We start from the raw sequence: 26,529 nt of genomic DNA on the forward strand, positions 1-26,529 counted from the left end.
TATGACCGACCAGCTCAGCCCGTTGCGTATCGTCATCGGATCCGACGACGCCGGCCACGACTACAAGCAGGCACTCAAGCGCGACCTGGAGGCCAGTCCGCTGGTCGCCGAGGTCATCGACGTCGGTGTGGACGCCGACGGGCACACCGCCTATCCGACGGTCGCCATCGCCGCCGCCGAAAGGGTCGCCCGGGGCGAGGCCGACCGGGCGCTGCTCGTCTGCGGTACCGGCCTGGGCGTCGCCATCGCCGCGAACAAGGTCAGGGGCATCAGGGCGGTGACCGCGCACGACTCCTTCTCCGTGGAGCGGGCCGTCCTCTCCAACAACGCCCAGGTGCTCACCTTCGGCCAGCGCGTCGTCGGCCTGGAACTGGCTCGCCGCCTCGCCGCGGAATGGCTCACCTACCGTTTCGACGACACCTCGCCGTCCGCCGCGAAGGTGCGGCTGATGACCGCGTACGAAACCGCGGAGGAGACGTCGGCCGGTTCCGGTGAGGAGCTCCCGGAAGCGGACCGGGCCCCGCGCGCCTCCGCCGCCACCCGCCCCCGGAGTGCCGCCTGATGCCCGGACCCGCCGCTCCACCGACCGTTCTCGGGGTGAGCCTGAAGATGTACTTCGGACACCACGAGACCCTCAACTGGTGCCGCCGCATCGCGGACACCGCCGGACGGCACCCCGCCCTCGCCTCCGGAAAGGCGCGCCTCTTCGTCCTGCCGGCCTTCCCGGCCATCGTGCCGGCCGCGGGCATCCTCACGCCGTACGGCATCGCCGTGGGCGCGCAGGACATCGCGACCGAGGACTCCGGCGCCTTCACCGGCGAGGTCGGCGGCCCGTCGCTCCGGGAGATCGGCTGCCGCTACGCCGAGGTCGGCCACGCCGAACGCCGACGCCTCTACGGGGAAGGAGACACGTTCGTCGCCGCCAAGGCCGCCGCCGCCCTGCGCAACGGGCTCACCCCGGTCCTCTGCGTCGGCGAACGCGACCGTACGGACCCGGACGAAGCCGCCGCACGCACCGTCGCCGAGGCCGGACGGCTGCTGACCGGCCTCACCGGCGCCGTGATCCTCGCCTACGAACCGCAGTGGGCCATCGGCACGCCACGCCCCGCTTCCACCGAGCACATCGCCACCGTCTGCACGGCCCTGCGCGACTGGCTCGCCGGCCGGCCCGAACACGCCGGATCGCACGTCATCTACGGCGGGAGCGCGGGCCCGGGGCTGCTCAGCGGTCTCGACGGCGCCGCCGACGGACTCTTCCTGGGCCGCTTCGCCCACGACCCGGCCCAGGTCGAGACCATCCTCGACGAGGTCCAGCAGCAGCGGACGGCGGTGGCCTGATGGCCTACGGCATCAGCACCTACGCCTACTTCTGGCGGATCTCCGACCGCGCGCCGCGCCCCCTGTCCCTCCTCGACATGCTGAAGGACACCGCGCAGCAGGGCGGGCAGGTCTTCCAGATCTGCGACTACCCGCAGGTCGCATCCTGGGGCCGCGCACAGCTCGCCGACATCCGCGCCGCCGCGCGGGATCTGGGCCTGCGTCTGGAGCTGGGCACTCGGGGCGTACGGACGGCGCACCTGCTCGACTACCTCGATCTGGCGACCGAGCTGGACGCCGGCCTCGTACGCTCCATGCTGCACACGCCCGACCACCGGCCGGGCGCCGAGGAAGCCGCGGATCTGATCCGCCCGGCCATCGCACAGTACGCGGAACGCGGCGTGACGCTCGGCCTGGAGACCTACGAGCAGGTCGCCACGGACGACCTGCTCGACGTCGTCCGCGCGGTCGACAGCCGGAACCTCGGCGTCGTACTGGACCCCGGCAACAGCGTCGCGCGGCTGGAGCGCCCTGGTGACGTCGTGAGGGCCACAGCCCCGTACGTCGTCAACATCCACGTGAAGGACTTCGCCTTCACCCGGCGCGACGGCTGGGTCGGCTTCACGTACGCCGGCTGCCCCCTCGGCGAGGGCCTCCTCGACTACGACGGCATGATCGCCGCCGTCCGCCGGGCCCGGCCCGACGCCGACCGCATCAACCAGATCGTGGAGCACTGGCTCCCCTGGCAGAGCGAGGGTTTCGCGACCACCGCCCGCCTGGAGGAGCAGTGGACCCGCACCAGTATCAGCACACTCCTGAGGAGCACGTCATGACCACCGAGAACGACACCATGCCCGACACCGTGACCGTCGCCGTCATCGGGGCCGCGGGCAAGATGGGCCGCAGGGTCTCCGACAACCTGGTGAAGAGCGACTTCCAGGTCCTGTTCAGCGAGGCATCGCCCCAGGGGCAGCAGCTGGTCCGCGAACTCGGCCGCACCCTCACCGAGTCCACGGACGCGGCCGCCCACGCCGACGTCGTGATCCTCGCGGTTCCCGACATCGTCCTCGGCGCTGTCTCCGAGCAGCTCGTCCCGCTGATGAGGCCCGGAACGGTCGTCCTGACGCTCGACCCGGCCGCCGCGTACGCCGGACTGCTCCTGGAGCGCGAGGACATCCACTACGCCTGCGCCCACCCCTGCCACCCGTCGGTCTTCCTGGAGCGCACGACCAAGGAGGAGTGGCAGGACACCTTCGGAGGCATCGCCGCGCCGCAGGAAGTCGTCGCCGCGTACGAGGGCGGGGACCAGGCCAAGCAGGACCTGGCCGAGTCCGTGATCCGGCAGATGTACGCGCCGGTCATCGACGTGCACTGGGTCACCGTCAAGCAGCTCGCCGTCCTGGAACCGACCCTGGTGGAAACCATCGCCTGCATGGTCGGCGCGCTGCTCACCGAAGCCCTCCACGAGACCGTCCACACCGTCGGCGTACCGGAGAAGGCCGCCCGCGCCATGCTGCTCGGCCACACCCAGGTCGCGCTGGCCAACACCCTCAAGGGCTCGAACCCGTTCTCGGACGCCTGTCTGATCGCCATGGACTACGGACGCGAGTCGATCGTCCGCGACGACTGGAAGAAGGTCTTCGACGACGAAGAGCTGGACCGGGTCATCACGCGCATGCTGAAGATCAAGGAGATCCGCCGCTGACCCGCGAACCTTCCACCTCGCATTCGCTTCGTCAACAAGCGTCAGAGCGGGGCGAGTTGTGGGAAGCGAAGGGGTTTGCGCGTGCTGTGTGCGGCAAGAGGCAGGAGTGGCGTATTCGACAGCGGAAGTGAGGCCACGTATGACGAGACGAGCAGTGAGTGTTCCGGGCACGCTGATCACAGCGCTGGTGCTGGCGACCACAGCGGCCATCCCCTCCGCGGAGGCCACCCCCGCGGATGCCTCCACCAGTCACGCGAAGCACTGCGTGCTGGACATGGGCAGCGGGGAGCAGAGGTGCTACCGGACCTTCACCGGGGCGATCGAGGCCGCCTCCGGGGGTGAGATCGCCGATGCTCCGGCCTCCGCGAGCGCTGCGGTCGGCGACGGCGCCTTCCGTGCGGACCTCCGGTCCCTGAAGGCCGACGACGTCATCCAGGGCACGTTCTTCGAGGACGAACAGTACCGGGGCTCGTCCCTGACCATCTGGGGCTCCGGGCCGTGCGAGAAGGACGGATGGGTCGACTACCAGTACGACCTGCCGGACGAGTGGAAGAACCGGATCTCCTCCGTTCAGCCCTGGGCCGAGTGCTGGCTCTGGCTCTATCCGGAGCCCGGACTCGGAGGCGACCGCGACGGCCCGTTCAAGGAGAACAGCCCGGCGATCGGATCGGTCATGAACGACCGCACCCAGTCGATCGGCTTCAGCTGACCGCCGGCCCCACCCGGCGCTCGAAGACTCAGGCAACAGCCATCCCCCCACACGCGGAGACTCGCATGAAGCCACCTGCCCGCATGTCCGTGTTCCTCGCGGCCCTGACCGTCATGGCCGGCGCGGCCCTGGCGGCGCCCGCGGCCGCACAGGCCGAGGAACAGCCCACCATCCGCGAACTGCTCGACAAGTGCGACAACGGCACCGACAGTTGCGTGTTCCACCCCGAGGGCGACCTGGAGGAGTTCACCGGCGAAAGCCATCAGGTCGGTGACAGCGCCTTCAACTGCACCCAGGACAACCAGAGTTCTTCCGTCACCTGGTCGGACACCACCAGCGAGTCGAACAGCGTCGGTGTGTCGCTGTCCGTGGACTACGGCTTCGCCGAGGTGTTCAAGGTAAGCGTCCAGACCACCTATCAGCACACCTGGGAGAGCTCGCACACCGAGTCGGAGATGACCACGGTCAGCGTGCGCCCCGGCGAGGTGGGCTGGGTGACGCGTGAGGCACGGATGCAGCGCGTGCGCGGAACGTACGAGTTGCACTTCCCGGACCGGTTCTACGGCCACTACTACTGGTACGTGCCCTTCGACGCCACGGGACCGCTGCCCGACGCGTCGAGCACCAAGACCCAGCACACCCGCGCCATGACCGACCAGGAGAAGTCCGAGCACTGCGGCTGACCCGGCCGCGATCCCGCCCGCCCGGTCCTGGACAGCCAGGGCCGGGCGGCCGGCTTTCTGCCGGGGCGCACACCGCGAGGATGCTGTCCGGTTGCTCACCGAGGAAAGCACTGTGTGCGGAAAAATGGTGCTTGAGCGGATATGGGTCATCATGTGTAGGTGATGGCGTGAGCGCCGATTTCATGGTCGAGGGCGGAGGCGGTGCGGCGGAGGAGGCGGCGGTGGACGAGGACGACCGGCTCCTCAGGCGCTATCAGGCGCTCATGGCAGCGGTGCCCCAATCGGTGTGGGCGATGTCCTCGGACGGCGTCGTCACTCTGTTGGCGGGCGGTGGATTCGCCGAGAAGCTGTGGCGCCCCGGCAGCGGCGCCTCGTGGATGGACGCTGTGCACCCGAAGGACCGGGGCTGGTTCGAGCGGGCCTGGCGCAGGGCCGTCCGGCAGCGCTCCCCCCTCGACGAGGTCGTGCGGGTGAGGCTTGAGGGCGACCCCGGCAGTTTTCGGCATATCAAGATCATTGCCGCTCCTGTTCTGCATCAGGACGAAGGAGACGAGTGGGTCGGAACCGCCACTGACGCCGAGGAGCAGTGGCGGACCCGGGTGCGGGAGAAACTGCTGGCCCGCATGGCCGCGGTGCCCGCGGCGCAGGAACTGTCAGAGGCGTTCCTGACGACGGCGTCGGCCGTCGTGCCGGAACTCGCCGATGCCGTGGCCGTCTTCCGTGTACGGGACGGGGTCGAGGCCGGGACGCGGCCCGCCGAGGGCCTGACGACCACGGCATCGCCCGAGCGGGTGGGAATCGCCCCCGGGCTGCCTCCCCTGCCTCCTCTGGAGGATGACTTCCTGCTCGGTCCCGTCGCCCAGCGGGCCATCAACAGCCAAAAGGCGCTCCTGCTGGTCTTTCCTCCGGACGGGCCGCCCGCCGACGGGATCTCGGACGCCTCGGCACGGTGGCTGCGAGAGGCCGGGGCGACCGGCGTGGCCCTGCTGCCCGTGGTGGTGGACGGCCGGGCCGTCGCGCTGGCGGCCGTCGCGACCTGCCGGGGCAACCCGCCCCCGGACGAGACCGACCTCTCCCTGCTGCGGGACGTCTTCCAGCAGATGAGCGGGCCGTTGCGCCGGACGATGGAGTTGCAGAGCATCCGTGACAGCGCCCTGGCGCTCCAGCAGTCGTTCCTGGCGGCCCCGCCCTCCGTCGACGGCCTCACCATCACCGCGCTCTACCATCCGGCGGACTCGGCCGCGGAGGTCGGCGGCGACTGGTACGACGCGGTCAGGCTCTCGGCCGACGCCCTCGCTCTGTCCATCGGCGACATCGCGGGCCACGACCTGGACGCGGCGACCGCGATGGGCCGCGTCAACAGCCTGTTGCGAGGACTCGCCTACGACAGCGGCCCCGCCGCGAGCCCGGCGGCCACCCTGAGCCGGCTCGACCACATCGTGCAGGCGCTCGACAGCCCGTCGATGATCACGGCGGTGCACGCGGTCATGCGTCGCCGGGCGCACGGCGGCTGGCACATCTCCCTGTCCAACGCCGGACACCCGCCGCCGTTGCTGATCCCGGCGGTCGGGCCGTCGCGGTACCTGCACGGCCTCACGGCCCCGGACCCGCCTCTCTGCGTCACCGACACCATCGCCCGTACCACCCTCGGCGCGGTTCTGCGGGAGGGCGACACCTTGGTGCTCTACACCGACGGGCTGGTGGAGACGCCCGACACCGACATCGAGGACAACCTCCGCCGGCTGCGCGCATGCACCGACGCGCTGGTGGGCCGGGGCATGTCGCTGCCGGCCCTGATCCGTGGCCTTCTGCCGCCCGTCCAGGACCGCCGGGACGACATCGCCGTCATCGCCCTGCGGGCCGGGCCGGAGGGTGACGGAGCACGTCGTCACCCTTGACACCGAGCCGTCGTGCCCCTGCCGCTGCCCCGCGCCGGAGCCCTACGGGCGCAGGACCGGCGCACGCCTGCCCGTGTGCAGGGGAGTCCCGGCCGCGAGTTCCTCCGGGGCCAGGTCCAGCGAAAGGGCCGCGGTGGCGCCCACATCGGCCAGGCTGTCCGCGTCGGGGAGCAGCTCGACGCCCTCCTCGCCGGGGCGGTGGATGAGCACCGGCACGTACTCCCGAGTGTGGTGGGCATGGCCGATCGTCGGGTCGTTGCCGTGGTCGCCCGTGACGATCAGGCGGTCCCCGGGGGTCGCCAGCAGCGCCACGAGTCCGGCCAGCCCGGCGTCGACCTGTTCCAGGAGCTGCCCGTACCGGGTCGCGTCCTGCTGGTGGCCTGCCAGGTCGGTCTCCTGGACGTTGGCGACGACCAGGGCGTCGCCGTCGGCGCGTACGGCTTCCAGGGTGTCCGCCAGGACGTCGGCGGTGGCCACGGCCGGGCGGTGGGCCGCGCCCTCGCACACCAGGATGTCGGCGGCCTTGCCGACGAGGGTGACCGGGATGCCGGCCCGCGCCGCCAGTTCGGGGAGCTGGCGGGTGTGGTCGAGCGGGGCGCCCAGGTGCTGGACGCGCAGTCCGCCGTTGCGGTAGAAGCCGGTGGCCGGGGTGTCCAGGCCGACCGTCCCGCCGTCGCCGGGCCGGACGAAGCGGGACAGGGGCCCGTCCGCGTGTCCGCCCACCGCGATGACCCGGGCGACCGGCGCCACCGCGCGCACGGTACGGGCGATGGCCAGGATGCCGCCGGGGCCCTCGAAGGGCAGGTCGTCGAGTGCGCCGGACGCGTTCCAGTTGATACCGGGATCGGCCTCCAGGTTGTCGTGCACCAGGACCGCTCCGTCGACGACGAGCACCGGCCCGCTGTCCAGCCGCTCCACCCGGTGCCCGGCCTCCGTGAGCGTTCCGGCCACCTCCTCCAGATGGTCGCCGAGCCGGGCGACCGCCACCCGGCTGAAGTCGGCGCCCATCATGGTCTGGTGACCGGCGAACGTGTCCGCGCCCGGATAGCCGAGGGCCGCCCGCCCCGCCGCCACCGGGAGCCCGGTGCGCCGGGCCAGGTCCGGATGCTCGTGGACCAGCCCGAGGCCCAGCGCCTCCAGCACCGGCAGGCGCAGGGGCCGGCCGAAGGCGGTGCGGGCGTGGTCGAGGACGTGCCCGCAGGTGTCGGCCGCGAGGTCGCCCGGGCGCAGCACACCCGCGTCGGGCATGGCGCCGATGCCGAATCCGTCGATGACGACGATGACGGTCCTGGCCATGAGGTGCTCCTTACAGGGCCCGGCCCTGGGCGTCGTAGAGACCGTTCAGCCGGGGGGCGCCGGAGGACAGGCCGGAGACGACGGCGACGGTCGAGCGGGTGACGAAGATCTGGGTACGGAAGGCGAGCAGCGCGGTGTCGCCGACACGGACGTCCGTGGAGGCGGAGGGCGCGTCCAGCAGGCGGTAGTAGTCGATGTTCCGGGCGGGCGCGTCCTGCACGCCGAGGCGGGCGCCGGTCCGGGGAAGGAGGGCACTGCGGATGTGGGAACGCGCGTAGAAGCCGCCGCCGAAGAGGGCGGGGCGGCCGTCGTCGAGGGTGTGGGCCACCTCCGTGACGTAGACGTAGGCGGGCTTCTCGGGCTGCGCCGGATCGAGGGCGTGCAGGGGAGTGGTGCCGGTGAGGGCATGACCCGGTTCGCCGTGGGTGGCCCCCCGTTCGGCGAGGAGCGGGAGGGAGGCGGCCGACGTGGCGCTGGGTGCGCTGAGTTCGAGACCGTGATGGCCGCGGGCGGCGAGCACCTCGCGGGCCTTGAGCGCCAGGTCGAAGGTGGGGGTTCCGGCGGGGCGGCCGGTGGCGGGATCGCACAGCACACAGGGGAAGGCGGTCACGCCCGCGATCCGGAGCGAGCCCAGGCCCTCGGCGGCCTCCGCGAAGGCATCGAGGCGCTCCAGCGGGACCCCGCCCTCCTGACCGGGGTAGACGGTGCCGTCGGCGCCCTCGATCCGGATCAGCACGTCCTGCACCCGGCCCGCCGCACGGGCGGCCTCCGCCACGGCGCGCGCGTTGGCCAGGTCGAAGACCGTGACGCGTTCGGGGCGCAGAGCGAGTATCCCGGGCAGCGCGCGCCGGGGGATCTGGCTGAGATGACCGACGTTGCCGAGGAGCGCCCCGGAGGCGTGCAGGGTCCGCGCCTCGGTGACGTCGATCGCGGCCGCGCGGGGGATGTGCCGGGCCACCGCCCGGATGAGTTCGGGGTTGCGCCCCAGTTGCTTCACGACGAACCAGAGTCCGATGCCGGAGCGGTCGGCCGCCCGGGCCAGCAGCGCCGCGTTCTCCTCGACGGCGTCGAGGTCCATGACATAGGTGTCCGGCGGGATGTGCCCCCTCTCGTGGAGGCCGGCCGCCGCTTCGGCGAGTCCGGGGTTGCGGTGGAGCACGGTGTCCAGAAACACGTCAGCGGCCCTTCGGTTCGTTCAGAGCGGCGAGCGAGCGGCGCAGGATGTCGATGACGAGATCCGCGCCGGCCCGCATCGGGTTGATGCGTACGGTCCAGTCGGCCAGTTCCGGGGCGTCGTCCAGGGAGGAGCTGGACATCCGGTAGAAGAGCGGAGCGATCTCGTAGCGGGAGTTGGAGCCGACCGGATAGGGCGCGGCGCCGAACTCCGCCGCCGCGGCCGGGAGCCGTGCGGCGACCGGCCGGTCGAGGCGGACCAGTAGACAGCGGTCCTGCGCGTTGGCGATCCGTACCTCCGCGACGCCCTCCACCTCCCCGGCGGCCAGCCGTTCGGCCACCTCGGCGCCCACCCGGGACTGCACGGCCCACATCACGGGGACGTGGGTGAGGGCGCGCAGCGCGTCCAGCGCCTGATGGCCCTGGACCTGCCCGCCGCCGGAGTAGTTGTCGTGCCGCACCCGGGCGATCAGGTCCCCGGCGCCGACGACGACGCCGACGCCCTCCGGTCCGTGCAGCTTGAACAGGGAGAAGCACGAGGCGTCCGCGCCGAGTTCGACGCCGGCCGCCGGAGTGCGCAGGACGGCGTAGTTGTCGTCGACGACCGTGCGCACCCCGGCCGCCCGGCAGGCGGTGATGACCTCGCCCGGATCGTAGGAGTCGCCCAGCCGCTGCCGGGTGTGCTGGACCACGGCCCAGCGGAACCGGCCGGAGGCGAGCGCCGTACGCAGCGCCCCGAGGTCGTTGAGGTCCACCTCCACGGTCCGTACGCCGAGACCCCGCAGGGTGACGGCGGTGGTGCGGTAGACCGGGGCCCGGTGGATCAGCAGCTCCTCGCCCGGCTCGACGGCCGCGGTGAGCGCGGCCCGGATCGCGCCGGTGCCCGCCCCCTGCACGAGGGCGGCGTCCTCGGCGCCGAAGAAGTCCGCGAGCACCGCCTCGACGCGGGCGGTGGTACGCGGCCGGCCGGGCCCGGGGACCACACCGGCGTCGGCCGTGAAGAGCTGTTCGCCCTCGAAGTGCGCCGCGGTGGCCTCCAGCAGCCGGAACTGCCGGGCGACCGCCTCCTCCAGGGGGACCGTCGCCAGCGGGAAGGTCTCGGGCAGCACGGGGGGTTCCACGTCAGTTGGTACGGGGGGTTCCACGTCAGTTCTCCTCCACGTTCGCGCCGGTGAGAAAGCGCAGGGGGTTGCGGCGGGTGAGCAGGTCGACGAGGTCGTCGTCCGCGCCCGCCGCCCGGAGCCCGGGCAGGAAGCCCTCGAAGAGATGCCCGTAACCCTGCCCTCCCTCGGCGCGCAGGTAGCCGTGGCGTGAGATGTCGCAGCTGAGCAGGGCCCGGTCCGCGTGGCCCGCCTCGATCAGCGCCGTCAGCAGCCGCAGCCGGGTGCGGTCGCTCTGGTAGGACTCCTTGCCGACGGTGTCGAAAGCGACGTACGCACCGCGTGCGGCCAGCTCCCGGTGCACCCCGGGGTCGTCCAGCAGGTCCTGGTGGCCGACGCAGATCCGCTCGGCGGCCAGCCCCTCGCCGGTGAGCAGCTCCAGCTGGGCCACCCCGCCGCGGCCCAGCTGGGCATGGGTGGCCAGCGGGAGCCCGGTCGCCACGGCGGCCCGGCCGGCGGCCCGCAGCACCTTCGTCTCGGCGGCCGTCGGTACGTCGCCGTGGCTGCCGATCTCGCCGAGGACACCGGGGCGGATGCCGGTGGCCCCGACGCCGTCCTCGATCTCGCGGACCAGGAGGGCGGTGAGCTGTTCCACGTCGGCGGTGTCGATCTCCGGGGTGTGGAACGGCTCGTAGTACCAGCCGGTCGCGGCGACGACGGGCACGCCCGTCTCCCGGCAGAAGCGCGCCAGCGCGGTGACGTCGCGGCCCATGCCCCGGCACGTCAGCTCGACGACCAGGGCGAGACCGAAGCGCCGTCGCAGCTCCCGCAGTTCGCCGGTGACGGCCGCCGCATGGCGCTCCGGGTCGAGGACGGCCGCCCCGTCCCCGGCCCGGTCGAGGTCGAGGACGAGGTGTTCGTGGGGGAGGACCGGGCCGTGCACCGCCTCGGGGGCGAGGCTGCCGGTGACCGTACGCAGGGTGCGTGGTGGGGGGTGGTTCATGACGGTTCCTTCTCCGGTACGTGCGGGTGCCGGTGGTGGTGTCAGCCCTTGACCGGGGTGAACAGGTCGAGCCAGTACAGGAGGTTGAGGAGGATCCCGCCGACGATCACCGCCGCCGGGGCCGCCGCCATCTTGACGACGGGCCGTCCCATCACCTCGTTGAAGAGGTAGAGCCCGCCCACGACGAGGATGCCGAGCCCGCCGCCCATCGCGTTCGCCGCCATCAGCGAACCGAAGAGGATCGCCAGCTGGAGGGTGTCGGTGATGGCGCTGCGCAGGTGCTCCGAGGAGTCCCGCACACTGGGCAGCTTGCCCAGCACCTTCCCGATCCAGGAGAGGGCGAGCACCTCGACCGCGAAGACGAGTGCGCCGACGACCGCCGCGAGGAAGGGGTTCGGCAGCAGGTAGCCGATCGGGTACACCAGCGTGAAACCGGCGATCCCGTACGCGCCCGAGGCCAGCGCGGTCGTGGCGATCAGCGGGATGAACCCGAAGACCCGGTAGAAGTCGACCTGGGCGGCCTCCGCGTACTGCCCCTTGGCGATCAGGAAGCTCGTGGCCTCACCGCCGCCGAAGACATGCATCTGGGCGAGGACGCAGACCCCGGCGCCGAGCACCATGAACAGCGGCAGATAGCGGCGCAGCCGGGCCGCGCTGGTACTGAACAGCGACGCCATCGGATCGTCCGCCGCCACCTCCTCGACCAGCCCCTGCGCCCGGTCCTCCCGGCGCTGCCGGAGGTCCTTGGCGACCGCGAGGCCGATGAGCATCAGCACACCGACGGCCATGGCCAGCGCCCCGGCGAACATGTTCGGCCACAGCTTCATCGTCAGGACGACGAGGGCCAGTTCGATCACGCCGGCCGTCGCACCCCACACCCGGCCGAACTGCTTGGTGATGGCGAGCACCGGGAACAGCGTGAAGAGGAAGAGGATCGGGGTGGACATCTGCTGCATCGCCGTCAGGAAGTCGACGGGCAGCTCGTGCGCGACCTTGTTGGTGCCGTTGAGACCGAAGACGACCACCGCGCCCCAGGCTCCGCCGAGGAGGGGCGCGAGCCACTTCTTCGGCGCCAGCATGCCGAGGATGTCGGTGGGCAGGAAGAGCAGCCAGGGGTTGAGCACTCCGGTGGACAGGGCCATCGGGGCGCCGAGTCCGAAGATGAACCCGGCGGAGAGGCCGAAGGAGACGGCCGTCGTCGCACTACGGGTGGTCCGCCCCTGGATGAAGTCCAGCAGGAACGGGCGTACGCCGTCGTTGAAGACGGCCAGGGCCATGTGGGCGATGAAGGCGGTCAGCGCACAGAGGGCTATGACGGTCAGCTGCTGGGCGAGCGTGAAGTCGAAGCCGCTGCCCGCGGCGAGTGTGGTGCTCACGAGTCACTCCTTGGTGCCCGGTACGGCGATCGGACGCCGGGTCAGCCGCGCGCCGCGATGGCGCGCGCCATGAGGGGGGCGATGGTGTCGATCTGGTCCATCGAGAAGCCGAAGACCTTCTTGCCCTCAGCGAGCAGGGTGTCGATCTGTGCGGCGTCCGGGACGCTGCGGCCGAAGGTGTGGCAGGCGGCGCTGCCCATGAGTCCGACCAGGACCCCGAGCGAGGCGCCGGCGCCGGTGTGGCAGGTGCCGAGGTAGTAGTCGGCCTGGCCGGCCCGGAGCTTCATCGCGGCGTCGATGTCGCTGGAAGCGGTCACGTCGAGCGCGTCGAGCCCGAGGGCGGCGATGGCCCGGGTGACCTCGACCTTGCCGACGCCGCCGGTGAGGATCTTCGTCATTGCTGTCCTGCTCTCTGTGTCGTTCGGTGCCGGGATGGCGGGGTGCGCGGTCGCTGGTGACGCTCAGGAGGCGGGCGGGCCGGACGGCTGCCGCGTCAGGACGGCCAGGTGCAGGCCGAGGAAGTTGATCTCCGACTCGGGGAGCGCGGGCCCGAGTTCCCGCTCGGCCCGTGCGGAGACCGCCCGGGCCCGGGCCAGGGCCTCCGGATGGCCGGCCAGCTCGGCGGCGACCTGGTCGTCGGTGGAGAACTCCTCGATGGGCTCGCCGCGCAGGAGGCGGCCGAGCGCCATCGTGAGATGGCTGGTGAGCATGCCTGCCGTGGCCTCGGTGACCGTGTGCCCCTCGGCTTCCAGTGCGGAGAGTTCGGCGGCCACGAAGTCGGTGACCTCGGGAGTGGCCTGGCCGCCTTCGCGGAAGAGGCGGAGCCGCAGTGCGAGCTGTTCGTCCATGACGATCCTCTCAATAAACAATAACCAGGATTCTGTATTTTCAGATCGTGCGACGTCCCGGTTCGGGAGTGTCGGGCGAGTGGCCCGTGACGGCCGGAGGCCCGTCAGTACGAGGGGGTGCGTTCGCCCATCAGCACCTCGCTCTGCATCCGGGTCACGATCGACAGGTCGAGCGCCTCGCGCACCGCGCCGAGCGCCTTCGCGCCGTCCTTGCGGCCGATCATCGCCGCGCTGGAGTTGCGCAGGGCCAGCTCGCGGGTGACCTCGTCGCCCAGCGGCAGGACGTCGACCCCGACCCCCAGCCGATCCTGAGCCTCGTCCAGGTTCCAGACGGTGGCATCCACCTCGTGGCGGGCGAAGAGGTCGTGCAGCTGCATGTATGACACCTCCCGCCACTCGATGTCCCGACGGCCGGCGAACACGCGCTCCACCAGCATGCGCAGGTCCTCCGACGTGTGGTCGACCGCCACGCGCAGCCCCGGGCTGTCAAGGTCGACGCCGTGCCGCACCAGCATGCCGTGAGCGCCGACGTAGGTGGCGGGGCCCAGGTCCGCCACCAGCTCCACCGGGTGTTCGGCGATCAGCTGGTCCGCGGCGAACCGTGAGAGCACCACCAGATCCACCTTGCCCTCCAGCAGTGCGGCGGTCCGGGCCCCGGCGCCGCGCATGAAGGTGACGGCGAACGGCGCCCCGGCCTGCTCGAAAGCTCCGCGCAGACCGGTGGCCAGCCCCTCGTAACGGCGGGAGTACGGCAGAGGCATCGCCGCGAGCAGTGTGCCGAGCCCGGACAGCCGCCACAGGACCGTGCGGTCCGAGTGGAGGAGGAAGGTGCCCAGGTGCCCCCGGGCGGCCGTGGTGATCGCCCCGGCCTCCTCCAGCAGCTGGAGCGCGGCCTGGACCGTGCCGTTGCCGCATCCCAGCTCCTCGGCGAAGTCCCGGACGCGGGGCAGTCGGGTGTCCGGCTCGTGGTTCAGGAGCAGGACGGCCAGCTGCCGGGCGGCGAGGCCGTTGCGGGTGAGGAAGCGGGAGTCGGGGTCGTCCACACCTTGAACAGTAAACAGGATTCTGGATACTGACAAGGCCCGACCGCGGCGCCGCCGCCCGCGTACAGCAGGCTGTTGCCGTATCACAGGGACGCCGGAGCCTTCGGCCCTACCGCGTATGCGAGCCCGGCCGCCGGGGTGTGTGGCGGCCGGGCTCGGGTGGTGATCGTGGCGCAGGGGCGAACTACGGGAGTTCGTGGACGTGCGGCGCCACGCTGTTGACCCAGTTGTCGCCGTTCGACGCGTCCCAGTTGGTGGACCAGGTCATCGCGCCGCGCAGCTGCGGGTAGGTCTTCTCGGGCTTGAACGTGCCGCAGTTCTCGCTCTTGGTCAGGCAGTCCAGCGCGTCGTTCACGACCGCCGGGTCGACGTGGCCGGAGCCGGCGCCGCTGGTGGAGGCGGGGGTGCCGATGCCGACCTGGTCCGCGTCGAGGCCGTTCTCCAGCTGGATGCAGGCCAGCGCGGTCAGGAAGTCGACCGTGCCCTGGGCATAGACGTTGCCGTCGCAGCCGAGCATCGAACCGCTGTTGTAGTACTGCATGTTGACGACGGTCAGAATGTCCTTCACGTCGAGCGCCAGCTTGAAGTACTCGGTGTCGGTGTTCTGCATGTCGATCGTCTGCGGCGCCATCGTGAGGACCAGGCCGTCGCCGGCCTTCTCGGACAGCGACTTCAACGCCTCGCCCATGTACTGGGCGTTGACGCCGTGCTCCAGGTCGATGTCGACGCCGTCGAAGCCGTACTCCTGCATGAGGGCGTAGGTGCTGTCGGCGAACTTCTGGGCCGACGCGGAGTCGTTGACCGTCACGTTCCCGAGTTCGCCGCCGACGGAGATGATGACGGACTTCCCGGCCGCCTGCTTGGCGGCGATGTCGGCCTTGAAGTCGTCCTCCGACGCGTAGCCGACCTCCGGGGCGAGGTTGAACTCGATCTCGCCGGCGGTGGCGGTGGAGTCGGCGAAGGCGACCGCGATGATGTCGTAGCCGTCCTGGACGTCGCCCAGCTTCTGGACGGTCGCGCCGTTGTCGAAGTTCTGCCAGTAGCCGGTGACGGCGTGTGCGGGTACCGCCGCACGGGTCTGCCGGCCCTCGGCCGCGCCCGCGCTGCCCGCCAGGGTGGTGGCCGCCATGAGTCCGCCGACGGCGAGGGCGAGGGCGACGCCGCCGCCCAGGATCTTGTTGTTGCGCTTCTTGCGATGCGTCCGGTCCACGAGGGATCTCCAAGTGCGTGTGGGGGGAGTTCGCGTTATGGGGGACATCGGTGGCCACCGACCTGGTGCGAGAGATTGGTTCATACCAATGCTCATGTCAACCCTTGTGGCAGGAACCACCCGACTTCCGGGAGACGCTGACGCCGCGTGCCGGTCCGACCACGCCCGGAGGTACGACCGGCCGACTGCCGGGGCGCGGTCCGAAGAGCTGATCGCGGGAGCGGCTCGGCGGCTCCTGCCCCATGGCATCGCCTCCCGTGACACCGCGATACTGCGACCGTTCGCATCGTCGAAAGGGTCCACGTGACGTATCAGCTCCCCACCACCACCCGGCTCGGTCTGGGCGGCCTGGCGCTCCTGCTCGCCGTCGCGGGCACCGTCCTGCCCGCCGCGGCCTCCCCGGCGGACACCGCCCGCATACCCACGGAGGCGACCGTCGAGGAGCAGCGCCTCGACCGGGCCGCCCCGCAGGAGATCCTGAAGCGCAGCGGGTTCGACGCCTTCGCCCCGCGTTTCCAGCGCGCCCTGAAAGACGCCCGGAACTACGCGCAGGCGGAGCGAACGGTGACCCGCCACGCCGCCGAGCTGTGGCGGCGCGCCGTGGACCGCGCCCAGGGCCGCGGACCCGCCACGGGCGATCTGAGCCGGGGCGACGACCGCCCGCTGTACTGGGCCCGGCTCGCGCTCAGCCGTGAACTGCGTACGTGGGAACCCCGGTTCGCGCTCGACGACGAGCAGCGCAAGGCCCTGCGCACCGCCCTGGAGACCTCCTCGCGCGGGCAAGCGGACATCCACTACCCGGGTCACCGGGTGAAGCGGGTGCTCGTCACCGGCTTCGATCCGTTCACCCTGGACAGGGACGCCCGGATCGGCAATCCCTCGGGCGCGAGCGCGCTCGCCCTGGACGGCACCCTGGTGCAGACCGCCGAGGGGCCGGCCCGGATCGAGACCGTCGTCTTCCCCGTGCGCTGGGCGGACTTCGCCGAGGGAACCGTCGAGCGGGCCCTCGCCCGGCAGTTGCCCCGCCTGGACCTGTTCACCACCGTCAGCCAGGGCCGTGAGGGCCGCTTCGACGTGGAGCGCACCAACGGCGCCTGGCGCGGCGGCTTCCCCGACAACGAGAACCTGGCGAGCACCGGGCTCGTGCCCGTCACCGACCCCGGCTCACAGCCGCAGTGGACCTCCACCACGCTCCCGTACCGACAGCTCACGGAAGCGGACACGGGCCGCTTCCCCGTGTACGACAACACCGAGGTCACCGAGATCCCGGCGGGCGGCACCGACCCGGTGACCCGGCCGGACGGACCCACCCCCGGCTCGGCGGCACGGGCCGGCGGCGGCGGTGACTACCTCTCGAACGAGATCGCCTACCGGGTCACCCTGCTCCGCGACCGGCTCGGGCTCCCGAAGCTGCCGGGCGGTCATCTGCACACCCCGGTCCTGCGGTTCGGCGCGGAGAACGCGGACCCGCAGACCGGCACGGTCACCGACCCGGAGTTCGAGCGCAACCGCACGGACATCGTGCGCCAGGTGCGGGAACTGGTGAAGACGGCGGTGGGTGCGGCCGATCGAGCGACAGAGAAGTAGCGACAGAGAAGTGCCGTGCCACCGCTTCGACCGGTCGAAGCGGTGGCACGGCAACGCGCGGTCTTCGCCGCCCGGCCTCAGGCCAGCAGCTTCGCCTTCGCGCGCTCGTACTCCTCGGCGTTGAGCGCGCCCTTGTCCTTGAGCTCCGCGAGCTTCGCCAGATCGTTCACATGGCCGTTCCCGCCGGACCCGCCCTGCGTTCCCGCCGCGTCCTGGACGTACTTCCGGAAGGCGGCCTCCGAGTCCTTGGCCAGCTTCTCGTCGCGTTCGTGCATGCTGCGTCCGCGGACGATGAGGTAGACCAGTACGCCCAGATAGGGCAGCAGAATGACGAAGACCAGCCAGCCCGCCTTGGCCCAGCCGTTCAGCGAGTGGTCCCGGAAGAGGTCGGTGATCACCTTGAACAGCAGGAAGAACCACATGACCCACAGGAACAGGTACAGCATGGTCAGGAAGAGGTTCAGCAGCGGGTAATCGTCCATGGGCCTACTCCGATCGCACGGATGGTCCCTTATTCATACAGCTGGTCCGATTGGTCCGCATCCGGCGATCCGCAGCACATGCGCGGGCGGGTGGGTGATGCCCAGCTCCGGCCGCCAGGCCGCCAGGATCTGGGCCGACGGGTCGAACAGCGGGGCCGGCAGCTCCTCGGGCGCGGTCCACCGCCACGCGCTGATCAGGTGCGGCTCGGTCACCTCCGGGACGCCGGAGGCGAGGCGTACGACGGCCGCCATGCTGATGCGGTTGATCCCGCCGATCACGTCGTGGACCATCGCGATGATCTCCACGGACGCCACGTCGACCACCAGGCCCGTCTCCTCGCGCAGCTCCCGCGCGGCCGCCTCGGCGATCGACTCGTGCGTCGCGTCGACCTTTCCGCCCGGCAGCTCCCACGTACCGCTGTGGTGCCGGCCCAGCAGAATGCGCCCCCGGCCGTCCTCGACGATCACTCCGACCCCGAGGGCGGCCTGGGCCGTGGGCGGACGGGTGTTGCGGGCGGGTTCGGTGACAGGGGCGGCTGACATGATGCCGGCGCTCCGTTCTCGGGTACGGGTACGAGTACGGGCCACCGTAGCCAAACGGCCGGGCCGGGCGTGCTCAGGTCACCAGCCGCAGCGACCTCTCCGCGATACCGAGCCGTACGCTCTGCCCCCAGGTCAGCTCCAGCGCGTCGGACTCCATCCCGTCGCCGAAGACCACGATCCGGTCCGACTCCACGGTCAGCCGCAGCCCCTGCCCGCGCCCCAGTTCGCCCGCCACCCTCGACGTACCGGTCGCCGGTGAGGGCCAGGCCTCGCGCACGAACCACAGGAGCCGCGCGTCGCACGGCGCGGGCAGCGGCACGGTGGCGCCGCGCTCCAGCCACAGCGAGCGGAGCCAGCCGGTGGCGCCCGTGCCGGTGCCGACCAGCACCCCGGAGGAGGCCTGGGCCTCGCCGGGGGCCGCCTCGCCGTCGTCGCCCAGGCGGTAGCGGGCCGTCTGATGGCCGGGCGGCCCGAGGTAGATCTCGTTGAGGGCGAGCAGGCGCTGTGTGTCGTCGGCGACGGCCTCGACCATCGTCAGCTCCTCGGCCCCGCCCCCGGCGGCGGTCGCGGCGCGCAGCAGGGCGGCCGCGTCGGCGTGGCGGTGCCGGACCAGGACGCCGGGGTTGCGCCCGGGGTCGGTGTCGATGCCCACCACCGGCTGCCCGGACAGGTACTTCGCGGTGTTGGCGACCAGACCGTCCTGGCCGACCACGACCACCACGTCCTCCGGGGCGAACAGGAACCGGTCCAGGTCCGCCCGCTCCACCCGGGTGGAGCGCCAGGTGAGCGGCACCGCCGCCGCCACCTCGCGCAGCGCCTGCCGGGTGTCCTCGTGGCGGCGGGCCACCTCGTCGATCGAGCGGCCCCGGCTGGACAGGAAGAACGCGGCCTGCCCGTGCGTCCCGTGCCGGGCGAGCAGCTCCTCGTACTCGGTCCGCCGGTGGACGAGCACCGCCCGGGGCGCCAGGCTCACGCTCCCGCCCCGCCTTCCGGACGGCCGAGCCTGGCGAGCAGCCCGGTGAGGACGTCGGGGGAGAGGGTGAGGCTCTCGATGCGCGGCAGGTTCTCCGCGAGCCGGGTCGCCGCCAGGGCGTGCAGCGTGGCCGGGTCGACCTCGCCGTGCACCCGCAGCCAGGCGGCCTGCGCCTCGGCCCGGGCCGCGCCCGTCTCCCGTGCCGCCTCGGCCTCCGCGCGGGCCAGGCGTACCTTCCGGGACGCCTCGGCCTCGGTCCGTACGCCGTCGGCCCCGGCCTTCTCCTCGGCCTCGCGACGGGCGTTGGTGCCGCGCTGGTCGACCAACTGCTCCTCGCGCCGGGCCAGTTCGATCTGGCTGGCCAGCTCGTTCTCGGCGATGGCGCGTTCGCGCTCGACGGCCACGGCCCGCCGTTCGTAGGTCGCCCGGTCCGCCTCCTGCTGGATCTGCTCGCGGGCCGGGGTGCGCAGGGCGCGCTCGACCTCGGCCTCGGGGCGGATCGCGACGACGCGCACGGCCACCACGTCGATGCCGGTGGCCGGGAGCCGGGGCTCGGCGGCGAGACCGGTGGCGACCCGTTCGCGTACCGAGGCGACACCGTCCACCAGGGCCGCCGCGAGCGGGGTGCGGGCCAGCACGTCCAGGGTGTGCTGCTGCGCGGTCTCGGTGAGCAGGGTGGCGATCTGTTCCAGCGGTGCGCCGCGCCAGCTGCCGGTGTCCGGGTCCACGGAGAAGTCGAGCCGGTTCGCCGCCTCGGCCGGATCGCTGATCCGGTAGGTGACGGTGGCCTGCACGGTGACGTCCTGGAAGTCGGCCGTACGGGCGTGGAACGCCATGGCCAGCTCCCGGTCGTCGACCGGCACTTCGGAGAGCGCCGCCGAGAGCGACCGGTACCAGAAGCTCAGCCCCTGGCCGTCGTGGGTGAGCTTCCCGCGCTTGTGGTGGCGGATGTGGGCGGTGGGCGCGGAGCGCAGGTGGCGCCAGCCGAAGCGCCGGGTGATGTCGGCCATGATGGAGACCCCCTCGATTTCGTCATGACGACGATAAGGGGAGAGGGGTATTAGAGTCAAGGTGACTATTAAGGGGGCGCGGGACGGCGGCCGGCCATGTGCCTGGCCGGGATCTCGCCGCCCCCGTGCACGGCGAGATCGGCGCCGTTGACGTACGAGGAGAGTCCGCAGGCCAGCCAGAGGCAGGCCCGCGCCACATCGTCCGGTTCTGCCAGCCGCCCCATCGGAAGGATGCCCGCCACCGTCGCCCCGTCGTCGTCGCCGTACAGCGCGGCGGCGTTCTCGGTGCGGATGAGGCCCGCCGTGATGTGGTTGACCCGGACCCTCGGCGCCCATTCGAGGGCCAGCGCCCGGGTCAGCCCGAGCAGGCCCGCCTTGGCCGCGGAGTAGGCGGCGGTGCCCGGCTGCGGGTGGTGGGCGGAGACGCTGCCGATGTTGATCACGGCCCCGCCGTCCGGCTGTTCCCGCATCACCAGGTTCGCCGCCTGGGCTGTGTAGAAGGGCGCCAGGAGGTTGAGCGCGACCACCTTCTCCACGAAGCGCGGCGAGGCCGTCGCCGCGTCGGCGTCCGGCGAGCCGCCGGCGTTGTTCACCAGCACATCGAGCCGCCCGAACCGCTGGGCGGTCGCGGCGACGAGATCGGCCGCCTCCGCCGGATCCCGCAGGTCCGCGGTCCGGAAGGCGGCTTCGCGCCCGCCCGCCGATGGCGGCGCGGCGGGTGTGCCCCGCCCGCAGACCATGACGTCCGCGCCGCTCGCGAGGAAGGCCCGCGCGATCGCGGCCCCCAGGCCCCTGGTGCCGCCGGTGACGAGCACGGCCCGCCCGGTGAAGTCCGTCGCGCGGTACTGGTCGTCCATGGTCGGCCCTCCTGTCCCGGAATCTACCAAGCGCTTGTTAGGTTCGATAGGGGGAGAGCCGGATGGGCCGTGCCGCGGTGCGGATACACGGGCGGCCGGTGACCTCCGCAGAGGTCACCGGCCGGCCGGGCGGTGCGCCGCCCCCGTCCCCACGGTGCGGCGCGGGTGGACCGTCCCCATCCGCTGGGACCGGTCCACGTCTGTCAGGACTCCGGCGCTCCCGCCGTGAGCCCGAGGCTCGGGAGAACCGCCATCTCCACGAACCTGGTCAGATACGCCGCGTCGGCGTAACGCCCCTCCAGCAGCGGCCGGGCGCGCATCACGCCGAGCAGCTGGGCCGCCACGAACTCGGCCCCCGGGAGGTCCGCCGCGATCTCGCCGCGCGCCTGGCCCCGCCGGACCATCGCGTCGATCGCCGCGATCTCCGGCAGGATCAGCGCCTCGCGCAGTGCGCACAGCAGCTCCGGGCTCTGCAGCGCGGCATGGCTGAGGGCGTGCATCAGCGGGGTGTCGCTCTCCGAGGCCTCGCCGATCGCCCGCGCGGCCGCCAGCAGGTCCCCGGCCAGCGTCCCGGTGTCGATGTTCGGCAGCCGCATCCGGCGGGTGCCGTGCAGAGCGGCCACCACCAGCTCCGGCTTGGAGCCCCACTGCCGGTACAGCGTCGACTTCCCGCAGCGCGTGCGCGAGGCGACGCCCTCCATCGTCAGCGACTCGTAACCGCTCTCCCGCAACAGCTCCAGCACCGCCGCGTAGAGCTCCTGCGCCCGCTCCGGTGTGATTTTCGACCGGCGGGACGCGAGGGCTGACTCCGGTGCGGAATCGGGGGACGGCATGGGCTCTACCTCCTGCGGCGGTGCGGCGAGGTTCTCGATACGCCAGTGTACCGATACGCACGTGTACCGATACGCCAACGTATCGGTACACTGGCGTATCGATACGGCGTGGATCTCACCGGGCCGTCCTGACACCGCTTCGCATCCAAGGGGGGCACCGGGTGACGTACGCCCGCACCGAGCCCACGGACCAGGAGCCGGACATACGTGCCCGACCGCCCCTCGTCCGCGAGTTCCTTCTCGTGGCCGGACTCTTCCTGGCCTACAAGTTCGGCCGCCAGGCCGCCAACGGTCATGTCGAGGAGGCGTTCCGCAACGCGGGGAACGTGTGGGACCTCGAACGCGCCCTGCACCTGCCCGGCGAAGGCGCGGTCCAGGAGCTGCTGCTGCACGGCCAGCCCCTGATCCACGCGGCGAACACCTACTACGCCACCGTGCACTTCCCGGCCACGGCCCTCTTCCTGGTCTGGCTCTACTGGCGCCGCCCCCGGCACTACGTCTGGGCGCGCCGCGTGCTCGCCGCGCTCACCGCCGCCGCCCTGGTGCTGCACCTGCTCTTCCCCTTGGCCCCGCCCCGGATGCTCCCGGTCGCCGGAATGATCGACACCGGGCAGGTCTACGGGCCGACGGTGTACGGACAGACGCCCGCGACGGACACGATGGCCAACCAGTTCGCCGCGATGCCCTCGCTGCACGTCGGCTGGGCCGTGATGGTCGCCGTCGGGCTGATCGCCGCCACCCGTTCCCGGTGGCGCTGGCTGTGGCTGCTGCACCCGGCGCTCACCCTGCTCGTCGTGGTGGGCACGGCCAACCACTACTGGCTCGACGCGATCGTCGTCGCGGCGCTGCTCGCCGTCGCCCTGGCCGCGTTCCGGCTGCCGTTCTCCGCGCGTAGCGCTCCGGCGCGGCTGCCCCGGCCGGAGCTGTGGGGGAGCGGCGACGGGTCTCCCGTACCGGCGTACGCGGGTGGCGCGGCGGGGCCCGTGGCCTTCGCGCAGGCCGTCGCGCCGGGAGCCTCCGGGCCGGGAGCCTCCGAGTCGGCCACCGGTGCGACGGCCGGTCCGCCCCGGTCCTTCGAACCCGGTGCTGCCGCCGCCGGATCGCGGGCGCGTGCCCGGGCCGGAGCCGTGCGATGAACGCCACCCTGCTCGCCGTCGCGCTCTCCCTCGTCTCCGCCGCCGCCTACGCGGCCGCCGCCGTGGCCCAGTCGCGGCTGGCCGGCCGCACCGACCCCTCCACCGGTGTCCTGCGGCTGCTGGGCCGGGGCGCCTGGTGGTCGGCGGTCGGCCTCAACGCCGCGGGCGCGCTGCTGCACGTCGCCGCGCTCAACTACGGCCCGCTCACCCTGGTCCAGCCGCTCGGCGCGCTCACGCTCGTCGTCGCCGTGCCGCTCGGGGCGCGTGCGGCCGGACGCCGGGTCGGCCGGGTCGAGTGGCGGGGCACCGCCCTCACCCTGCTCGGCCTCGGCGCCCTGCTCCTGACCGCGGGCGGCTCCGCCCCGCACGAGACCCTCAGCCTCCCCGAGGCGCTCGGCGTGGGCGCGGTCACCATGGCGGTCGTCGCCGGACTCGGCAGGCCCGGGGCCCGGCCGGGGCTGCGGCACGCGGCGGCCTCCGGGATCACCTCCGGGGTCGCCTCCGCGCTCACCCAGACCCTCACCGTCGCCGTCACCGACCACTCCGGCGGCCCGCTGTTCAGCTGGCGGCTGCTGACGGTGGCGCTGCTCGTCTCCGCCTTCGCGATGGGCGGCCTGCTGCTCTCCCAGACCGCCTACCGGGGCGGGCTCGGCGGACCGCTCGCGGTGGTCACCCTCGCCAACCCGGTCGCCGCCGCCGCGATCGGCCTGGCCCTGCTCGGCGAGCGCCTCCAGGGCGGGCCGGTCAGCCTGGTGCTCGCCCTCCTCGGCACGGCGGCGGCCGTGCGCGGGGTGATCCTCCTCAGCCGGGCCCAGGCGCGGAACACGGAACAGGGCGGTGTGGCCGATGAGCCGGTCGCCGCCCCGGTGGACCCGGTGCCCTCCCGGGTCGTCATCGGCAGCCCCCGCCTCGCGGTCGCCCCGGAACCGGTGGCCGTACGGGCGGGCGGCGCGCCGCACCCGTAACGCTTCCCGCGGTCAGCCGTCCAGGTCCGCGATGGCCCGGGTCAGCCAGCCGATCCAGAACGTCTCCAGGTCGATGCCGCCCCGCAGCACCAGATACCGCAGCCGGTCCTCGGCGGTCGTCGGCGCGGGGGTGAAGCTGCGCTCCTCGATCTCGCGGTACTCCGCCAGCTGGCGTTCGTGCAGCGCGAGGTGACGGCGCAGCTCCGCGCCCATGCCGTCCGCCCCGACGACCGCCGCCGCCCGCATCCGCAGCAGCAGCGGATCACGGACCGGCCGAGGGTCCTCGGGGAGCGCGACCCAGGCCGCCAGTTCCTCGCGGCCCGCGGGCAGAACCTCGTACTCCTTCTTCTGCCCCCGGGCCGGCACCGCAGTGGGCAGTGCCCTGATCCGCCCGGCCTGCTCCAGTTTTCCCAGCTCGCGATAGATCTGCTGGTGCGTCGACGACCAGAAGTAGCCGATCGACCGGTCGAACCTGCGGGTCAGTTCCAGACCCGAGGACGGCTTCTCCAGCAGAGCGGTGAGAATCGCGTGCGGCAGTGACATGGAGTGCATCCTAAGGACGGGGGCGCACAGCGGTACGGGCTCCCCGGAAGACGGGATCAGAGCGTGGCGGCCAGCTCCGTGCCCTGGCGGATGGCCCGCTTCGCGTCCAGCTCGGCCGCCACGTCCGCGCCGCCGATCAGATGGACCGGCACGGCCCCCGAGCTCAGCTCCTCGTACAGCTCGCGGCGCGGCTCCTGGCCCGCGCACAGCACCACCGTGTCCACCGGCAGCACCCGCCGCTCACCGTCGACGGTCAGGTGGAGGCCCTCGTCGTCGATGAGGTCGTACGAGGCCCCGGCGATCATCTCGACGCCCCGGTGGCGCAGTTCGGTGCGGTGGATCCAGCCGGTCGTCTTGCCGAGCCCCGCGCCGACCTTGGTCGTCCTGCGCTGGACCAGGTGGACCGTGCGCGGCGACTTGGGACGCTCGGGGGCGCGCAGCCCGCCCCGGTCCTCGTACGCCGTGTCCACGCCCCACTGCCGGAAGAACGTGTCCGCGTCCAGGCTCGCCGCGTCGCCGCCGTCGGTCAGGAACTCCGCGACGTCGAAGCCGATGCCGCCCGCGCCGACGATCGCCACCCGGTCGCCGACCGGCGCCCCGTCGCGCAGCACGTCCAGGTAGCTCACGACGTTCGGGTGGTCGGTGCCGGGGATCGCCGGGGTACGCGGCTCGACGCCGGTGGCGAGCACGATCTCGTCGTAACCGTCCAGGGTCCCGGTGCCGGCCCGGGTGGACAGCCGCACCTCGACGTCCAGCTCCGCCAGCCGGGTCCGGAAGTAGCGCAGCGTCTCGTCGAACTCCTCCTTGCCCGGCACTCGGCGCGCCACGTTCAACTGACCGCCGATCTCGTCCGCCGAGTCGAACAGGGTCACCGCGTGCCCGCGCTCGGCCGCCGTCACCGAGCACGCGAGGCCCGCCGGACCGGCGCCGACCACGGCGACGCGTTTACGGGTCCGGGTGGGCGAGAGCACCAGCTCGGTCTCGTGGCAGGCGCGCGGGTTGACCAGGCAGGAGGTGATCTTGAGGCTGAAGATGTGGTCCAGGCAGGCCTGGTTGCAGCCGATGCAGGTGTTGATGGCGTCGGCCCGGCCCGCCGCCGCCTTCGCGACGAACTCCGGGTCGGCCAGGAACGGGCGGGCCATCGAGACCATGTCCGCCCGGCCGGAGGCGAGGATCTCCTCCGCGACCTCGGGGGTGTTGATGCGGTTGCTCGTCACCAGCGGTACGGAGACCGCGCCGCGCACCTTCTCGGTCACCCAGCTGAACGCGCCGCGCGGCACGGAGGTGGCGATGGTCGGGATCCGGGCCTCGTGCCAGCCGATGCCGGTGTTGATGATCGTCGCGCCCGCCGCCTCGACCGCCTTCGCGAGCGTCACGACCTCCTCCAGCGTCGAGCCGCCCGGCACCAGGTCCAGCATGGAGAGCCGGTAGATCAGGATGAAGTCGTCGCCGACCCGCTCGCGGACCCGGCGCACGATCTCGACGGGCAGCCGCATGCGGTTCTCGTAGCCGCCGCCCCAGCGGTCGGTGCGGTGGTTGGTCGCGGAGACGATGAACTCGTTGATCAGATAGCCCTCGGAGCCCATGATCTCGACGCCGTCGTACCCGGCGAACCGGGCCAGCTCCGCCGCCCGCACGAACTCCTCGATGGTCTCCTCGACCTGCTCGTCGGTCAGGGCGTTCGGGGTGAACCCGCTGATCGGGGCCTTGAGCGCGCTCGGCGCCACCAGGTCGGGGTGGTGCGCGTACCGGCCGAAGTGCAGGATCTGCATCGCGATCCGGCCACCCGCCGCGTGCACCGCCGAGGTGATCTCCCGGTGCTGCTCCGCCTCCGCCTCGGTCGTCATCTTGGCCCCGCCGGGGAAGGAGCAGGCCCGCTCGCTGGGGGCGATACCACCGGTGACCATCAGGCCCACGCCGCCCCGGGCGCGCTCGGCGTAGAAGGCCGCCATCCGCTCGAAGCCGCGCTCGGCCTCCTCCAGACCGATGTGCATCGATCCCATGAGCACCCGGTTGGGCAGGGTGGTGAACCCGAGGTCCAGCGGGCTCAGCAGGTTCGGGTACAGGCTCAGGGGGGCGCTCATGGGGTCTCCTCCGCACAGGGTCGTCGGGTCAGTTGTAGACCAGCCCCACGTCATTGTGCAACAAGTTGCACAATGATCTGCGTCGCACCGCACCCCTTGCGGCGCCCGGCCCGTGCCCCGTACGGCGTAGTCGACCGCGCCCGTCCGGCACCCGC

27 protein-coding genes are annotated in these 26,529 nt (G+C 72.3%); 10 read left to right on the forward strand and 17 right to left on the reverse strand.

From position 1 onward, the window contains the following. The first annotated feature begins 1 nt into the window (after position 1). From ACSMXR_RS33075 to ACSMXR_RS33105, 7 genes are all read left to right on the forward strand, one after another. On the forward strand, positions 2-562 hold the full coding sequence (locus ACSMXR_RS33075; RefSeq protein ID WP_473170575.1) for a ribose-5-phosphate isomerase: 561 nt from the start codon (positions 2-4) through the stop codon (positions 560-562). Then, positions 562-1,338 (forward strand): triose-phosphate isomerase, encoded by a 777-nt coding sequence (locus ACSMXR_RS33080; protein ID WP_473170576.1) that lies wholly within the window; start codon positions 562-564, stop codon positions 1,336-1,338. The genes ACSMXR_RS33075 and ACSMXR_RS33080 overlap by 1 nt, the downstream gene beginning before the upstream one ends. Further along, positions 1,338-2,150, forward strand: coding sequence for a sugar phosphate isomerase/epimerase family protein (locus ACSMXR_RS33085; protein ID WP_473170577.1), 813 nt, complete (start codon positions 1,338-1,340; stop codon positions 2,148-2,150). The genes ACSMXR_RS33080 and ACSMXR_RS33085 overlap by 1 nt, the downstream gene beginning before the upstream one ends. Continuing rightward, on the forward strand, positions 2,147-3,022 hold the full coding sequence (locus ACSMXR_RS33090) for a phosphogluconate dehydrogenase C-terminal domain-containing protein (protein ID WP_473170578.1): 876 nt from the start codon (positions 2,147-2,149) through the stop codon (positions 3,020-3,022). Before ACSMXR_RS33085 ends, ACSMXR_RS33090 begins: the two co-directional genes overlap by 4 nt. Positions 3,023-3,161: 139 nt before the next feature. Further along, positions 3,162-3,731: a hypothetical protein gene (locus ACSMXR_RS33095; protein WP_473170579.1), complete on the forward strand. Its 570-nt coding sequence runs from the start codon at positions 3,162-3,164 to the stop codon at positions 3,729-3,731. Between the two features lie 65 nt (positions 3,732-3,796). Next, a complete protein-coding gene (locus ACSMXR_RS33100; protein WP_240805767.1) occupies positions 3,797-4,414 on the forward strand; it encodes a hypothetical protein in 618 nt (205 codons plus the stop codon). Positions 4,415-4,596: 182 nt separating this feature from the next. Further along, positions 4,597-6,312, forward strand: a complete 1,716-nt coding sequence (locus ACSMXR_RS33105) for a SpoIIE family protein phosphatase (protein WP_473172475.1) — start codon at positions 4,597-4,599, stop codon at positions 6,310-6,312. A gap of 42 nt (positions 6,313-6,354) precedes the next feature. Here ACSMXR_RS33105 and ACSMXR_RS33110 read toward each other — a convergent pair whose 3' ends face one another. The 9 genes from ACSMXR_RS33110 to ACSMXR_RS33150 form a co-directional block, all read right to left on the reverse strand. Continuing rightward, complete coding sequence (locus ACSMXR_RS33110) at positions 6,355-7,608, reverse strand: phosphopentomutase (protein WP_376188668.1); 1,254 nt, start codon at positions 7,606-7,608, stop codon at positions 6,355-6,357. A gap of 10 nt (positions 7,609-7,618) precedes the next feature. Beyond that, positions 7,619-8,782 (reverse strand): alanine racemase, encoded by a 1,164-nt coding sequence (locus ACSMXR_RS33115; protein WP_137228378.1) that lies wholly within the window; start codon positions 8,780-8,782, stop codon positions 7,619-7,621. A gap of 1 nt (position 8,783) precedes the next feature. After that, positions 8,784-9,902, reverse strand: a complete 1,119-nt coding sequence (locus ACSMXR_RS33120) for an aminotransferase class V-fold PLP-dependent enzyme (protein WP_473172476.1) — start codon at positions 9,900-9,902, stop codon at positions 8,784-8,786. Between the two features lie 25 nt (positions 9,903-9,927). After that, entirely contained in the window at positions 9,928-10,884 is a 957-nt protein-coding gene (locus tag ACSMXR_RS33125) for a phosphotriesterase family protein (RefSeq protein ID WP_473170580.1), read from the reverse strand. Between the two features lie 41 nt (positions 10,885-10,925). Continuing rightward, a complete protein-coding gene (locus ACSMXR_RS33130) occupies positions 10,926-12,260 on the reverse strand; it encodes a YhfT family protein (protein WP_218523920.1) in 1,335 nt (444 codons plus the stop codon). A gap of 41 nt (positions 12,261-12,301) precedes the next feature. Next, a complete protein-coding gene (locus ACSMXR_RS33135; protein ID WP_137228372.1) occupies positions 12,302-12,658 on the reverse strand; it encodes a DUF2620 domain-containing protein in 357 nt (118 codons plus the stop codon). Between the two features lie 63 nt (positions 12,659-12,721). Next, on the reverse strand, positions 12,722-13,108 hold the full coding sequence (locus ACSMXR_RS33140; RefSeq protein WP_473170581.1) for a transcriptional antiterminator: 387 nt from the start codon (positions 13,106-13,108) through the stop codon (positions 12,722-12,724). Positions 13,109-13,212: 104 nt separating this feature from the next. Further along, entirely contained in the window at positions 13,213-14,151 is a 939-nt protein-coding gene (gene yhfZ, locus ACSMXR_RS33145) for a GntR family transcriptional regulator YhfZ (protein WP_473170582.1), read from the reverse strand. A 184-nt stretch (positions 14,152-14,335) separates the two neighbouring features. Beyond that, entirely contained in the window at positions 14,336-15,361 is a 1,026-nt protein-coding gene (locus tag ACSMXR_RS33150; protein WP_473170583.1) for a chitinase, read from the reverse strand. Between the two features lie 303 nt (positions 15,362-15,664). Between ACSMXR_RS33150 and ACSMXR_RS33155 the strand changes: the two genes are divergently transcribed. Further along, positions 15,665-16,948: a pyroglutamyl-peptidase I gene (locus ACSMXR_RS33155; protein WP_473170584.1), complete on the forward strand. Its 1,284-nt coding sequence runs from the start codon at positions 15,665-15,667 to the stop codon at positions 16,946-16,948. A 77-nt stretch (positions 16,949-17,025) separates the two neighbouring features. Here ACSMXR_RS33155 and ACSMXR_RS33160 read toward each other — a convergent pair whose 3' ends face one another. The 6 genes from ACSMXR_RS33160 to ACSMXR_RS33185 all read right to left on the reverse strand — a co-directional run bounded on the left by ACSMXR_RS33160 (position 17,026) and on the right by ACSMXR_RS33185 (position 21,646). Next, the gene (locus ACSMXR_RS33160; protein WP_218523914.1) at positions 17,026-17,430 is read right to left on the reverse strand and encodes an SHOCT domain-containing protein; all 405 of its coding nucleotides are present in this window, start codon (positions 17,428-17,430) and stop codon (positions 17,026-17,028) included. A gap of 33 nt (positions 17,431-17,463) precedes the next feature. Then, complete coding sequence (locus ACSMXR_RS33165; protein ID WP_473170585.1) at positions 17,464-17,973, reverse strand: nucleotide triphosphate diphosphatase NUDT15; 510 nt, start codon at positions 17,971-17,973, stop codon at positions 17,464-17,466. Between the two features lie 73 nt (positions 17,974-18,046). Next, complete coding sequence (locus tag ACSMXR_RS33170; RefSeq protein WP_103510782.1) at positions 18,047-18,946, reverse strand: hypothetical protein; 900 nt, start codon at positions 18,944-18,946, stop codon at positions 18,047-18,049. Next, positions 18,943-19,956 carry an SPFH domain-containing protein gene (locus ACSMXR_RS33175; RefSeq protein WP_364887167.1) on the reverse strand — a complete coding sequence of 338 codons (1,014 nt, stop codon included), beginning with the start codon at positions 19,954-19,956 and terminating at the stop codon, positions 18,943-18,945. The genes ACSMXR_RS33170 and ACSMXR_RS33175 overlap by 4 nt, the downstream gene beginning before the upstream one ends. A gap of 68 nt (positions 19,957-20,024) precedes the next feature. Beyond that, positions 20,025-20,813, reverse strand: coding sequence for an SDR family oxidoreductase (locus ACSMXR_RS33180; protein WP_473170586.1), 789 nt, complete (start codon positions 20,811-20,813; stop codon positions 20,025-20,027). Positions 20,814-21,016: 203 nt separating this feature from the next. Then, complete coding sequence (locus ACSMXR_RS33185) at positions 21,017-21,646, reverse strand: TetR/AcrR family transcriptional regulator (protein WP_030076599.1); 630 nt, start codon at positions 21,644-21,646, stop codon at positions 21,017-21,019. A 161-nt stretch (positions 21,647-21,807) separates the two neighbouring features. Here ACSMXR_RS33185 and ACSMXR_RS33190 point away from each other — a divergent pair, with 161 nt between their 5' ends. Both ACSMXR_RS33190 and ACSMXR_RS33195 read left to right on the forward strand, forming a co-directional pair. Then, the gene (locus tag ACSMXR_RS33190; RefSeq protein ID WP_473170587.1) at positions 21,808-22,782 is read left to right on the forward strand and encodes a phosphatase PAP2 family protein; all 975 of its coding nucleotides are present in this window, start codon (positions 21,808-21,810) and stop codon (positions 22,780-22,782) included. Next, positions 22,779-23,747 carry a DMT family protein gene (locus tag ACSMXR_RS33195; RefSeq protein ID WP_473170588.1) on the forward strand — a complete coding sequence of 323 codons (969 nt, stop codon included), beginning with the start codon at positions 22,779-22,781 and terminating at the stop codon, positions 23,745-23,747. The genes ACSMXR_RS33190 and ACSMXR_RS33195 overlap by 4 nt, the downstream gene beginning before the upstream one ends. Positions 23,748-23,759: 12 nt before the next feature. On the opposite strand, the gene ACSMXR_RS33200 is transcribed toward ACSMXR_RS33195, so the two are convergent. Then, positions 23,760-24,290, reverse strand: a complete 531-nt coding sequence (locus ACSMXR_RS33200) for a PadR family transcriptional regulator (RefSeq protein WP_103507129.1) — start codon at positions 24,288-24,290, stop codon at positions 23,760-23,762. A gap of 56 nt (positions 24,291-24,346) precedes the next feature. Then, positions 24,347-26,362, reverse strand: a complete 2,016-nt coding sequence (locus tag ACSMXR_RS33205) for an oxidoreductase (RefSeq protein WP_473172477.1) — start codon at positions 26,360-26,362, stop codon at positions 24,347-24,349. Between the last annotated feature and the right edge of the window lie 167 nt (positions 26,363-26,529).

Source organism: Streptomyces sp. DSM 106670, assembly GCF_055792845.1.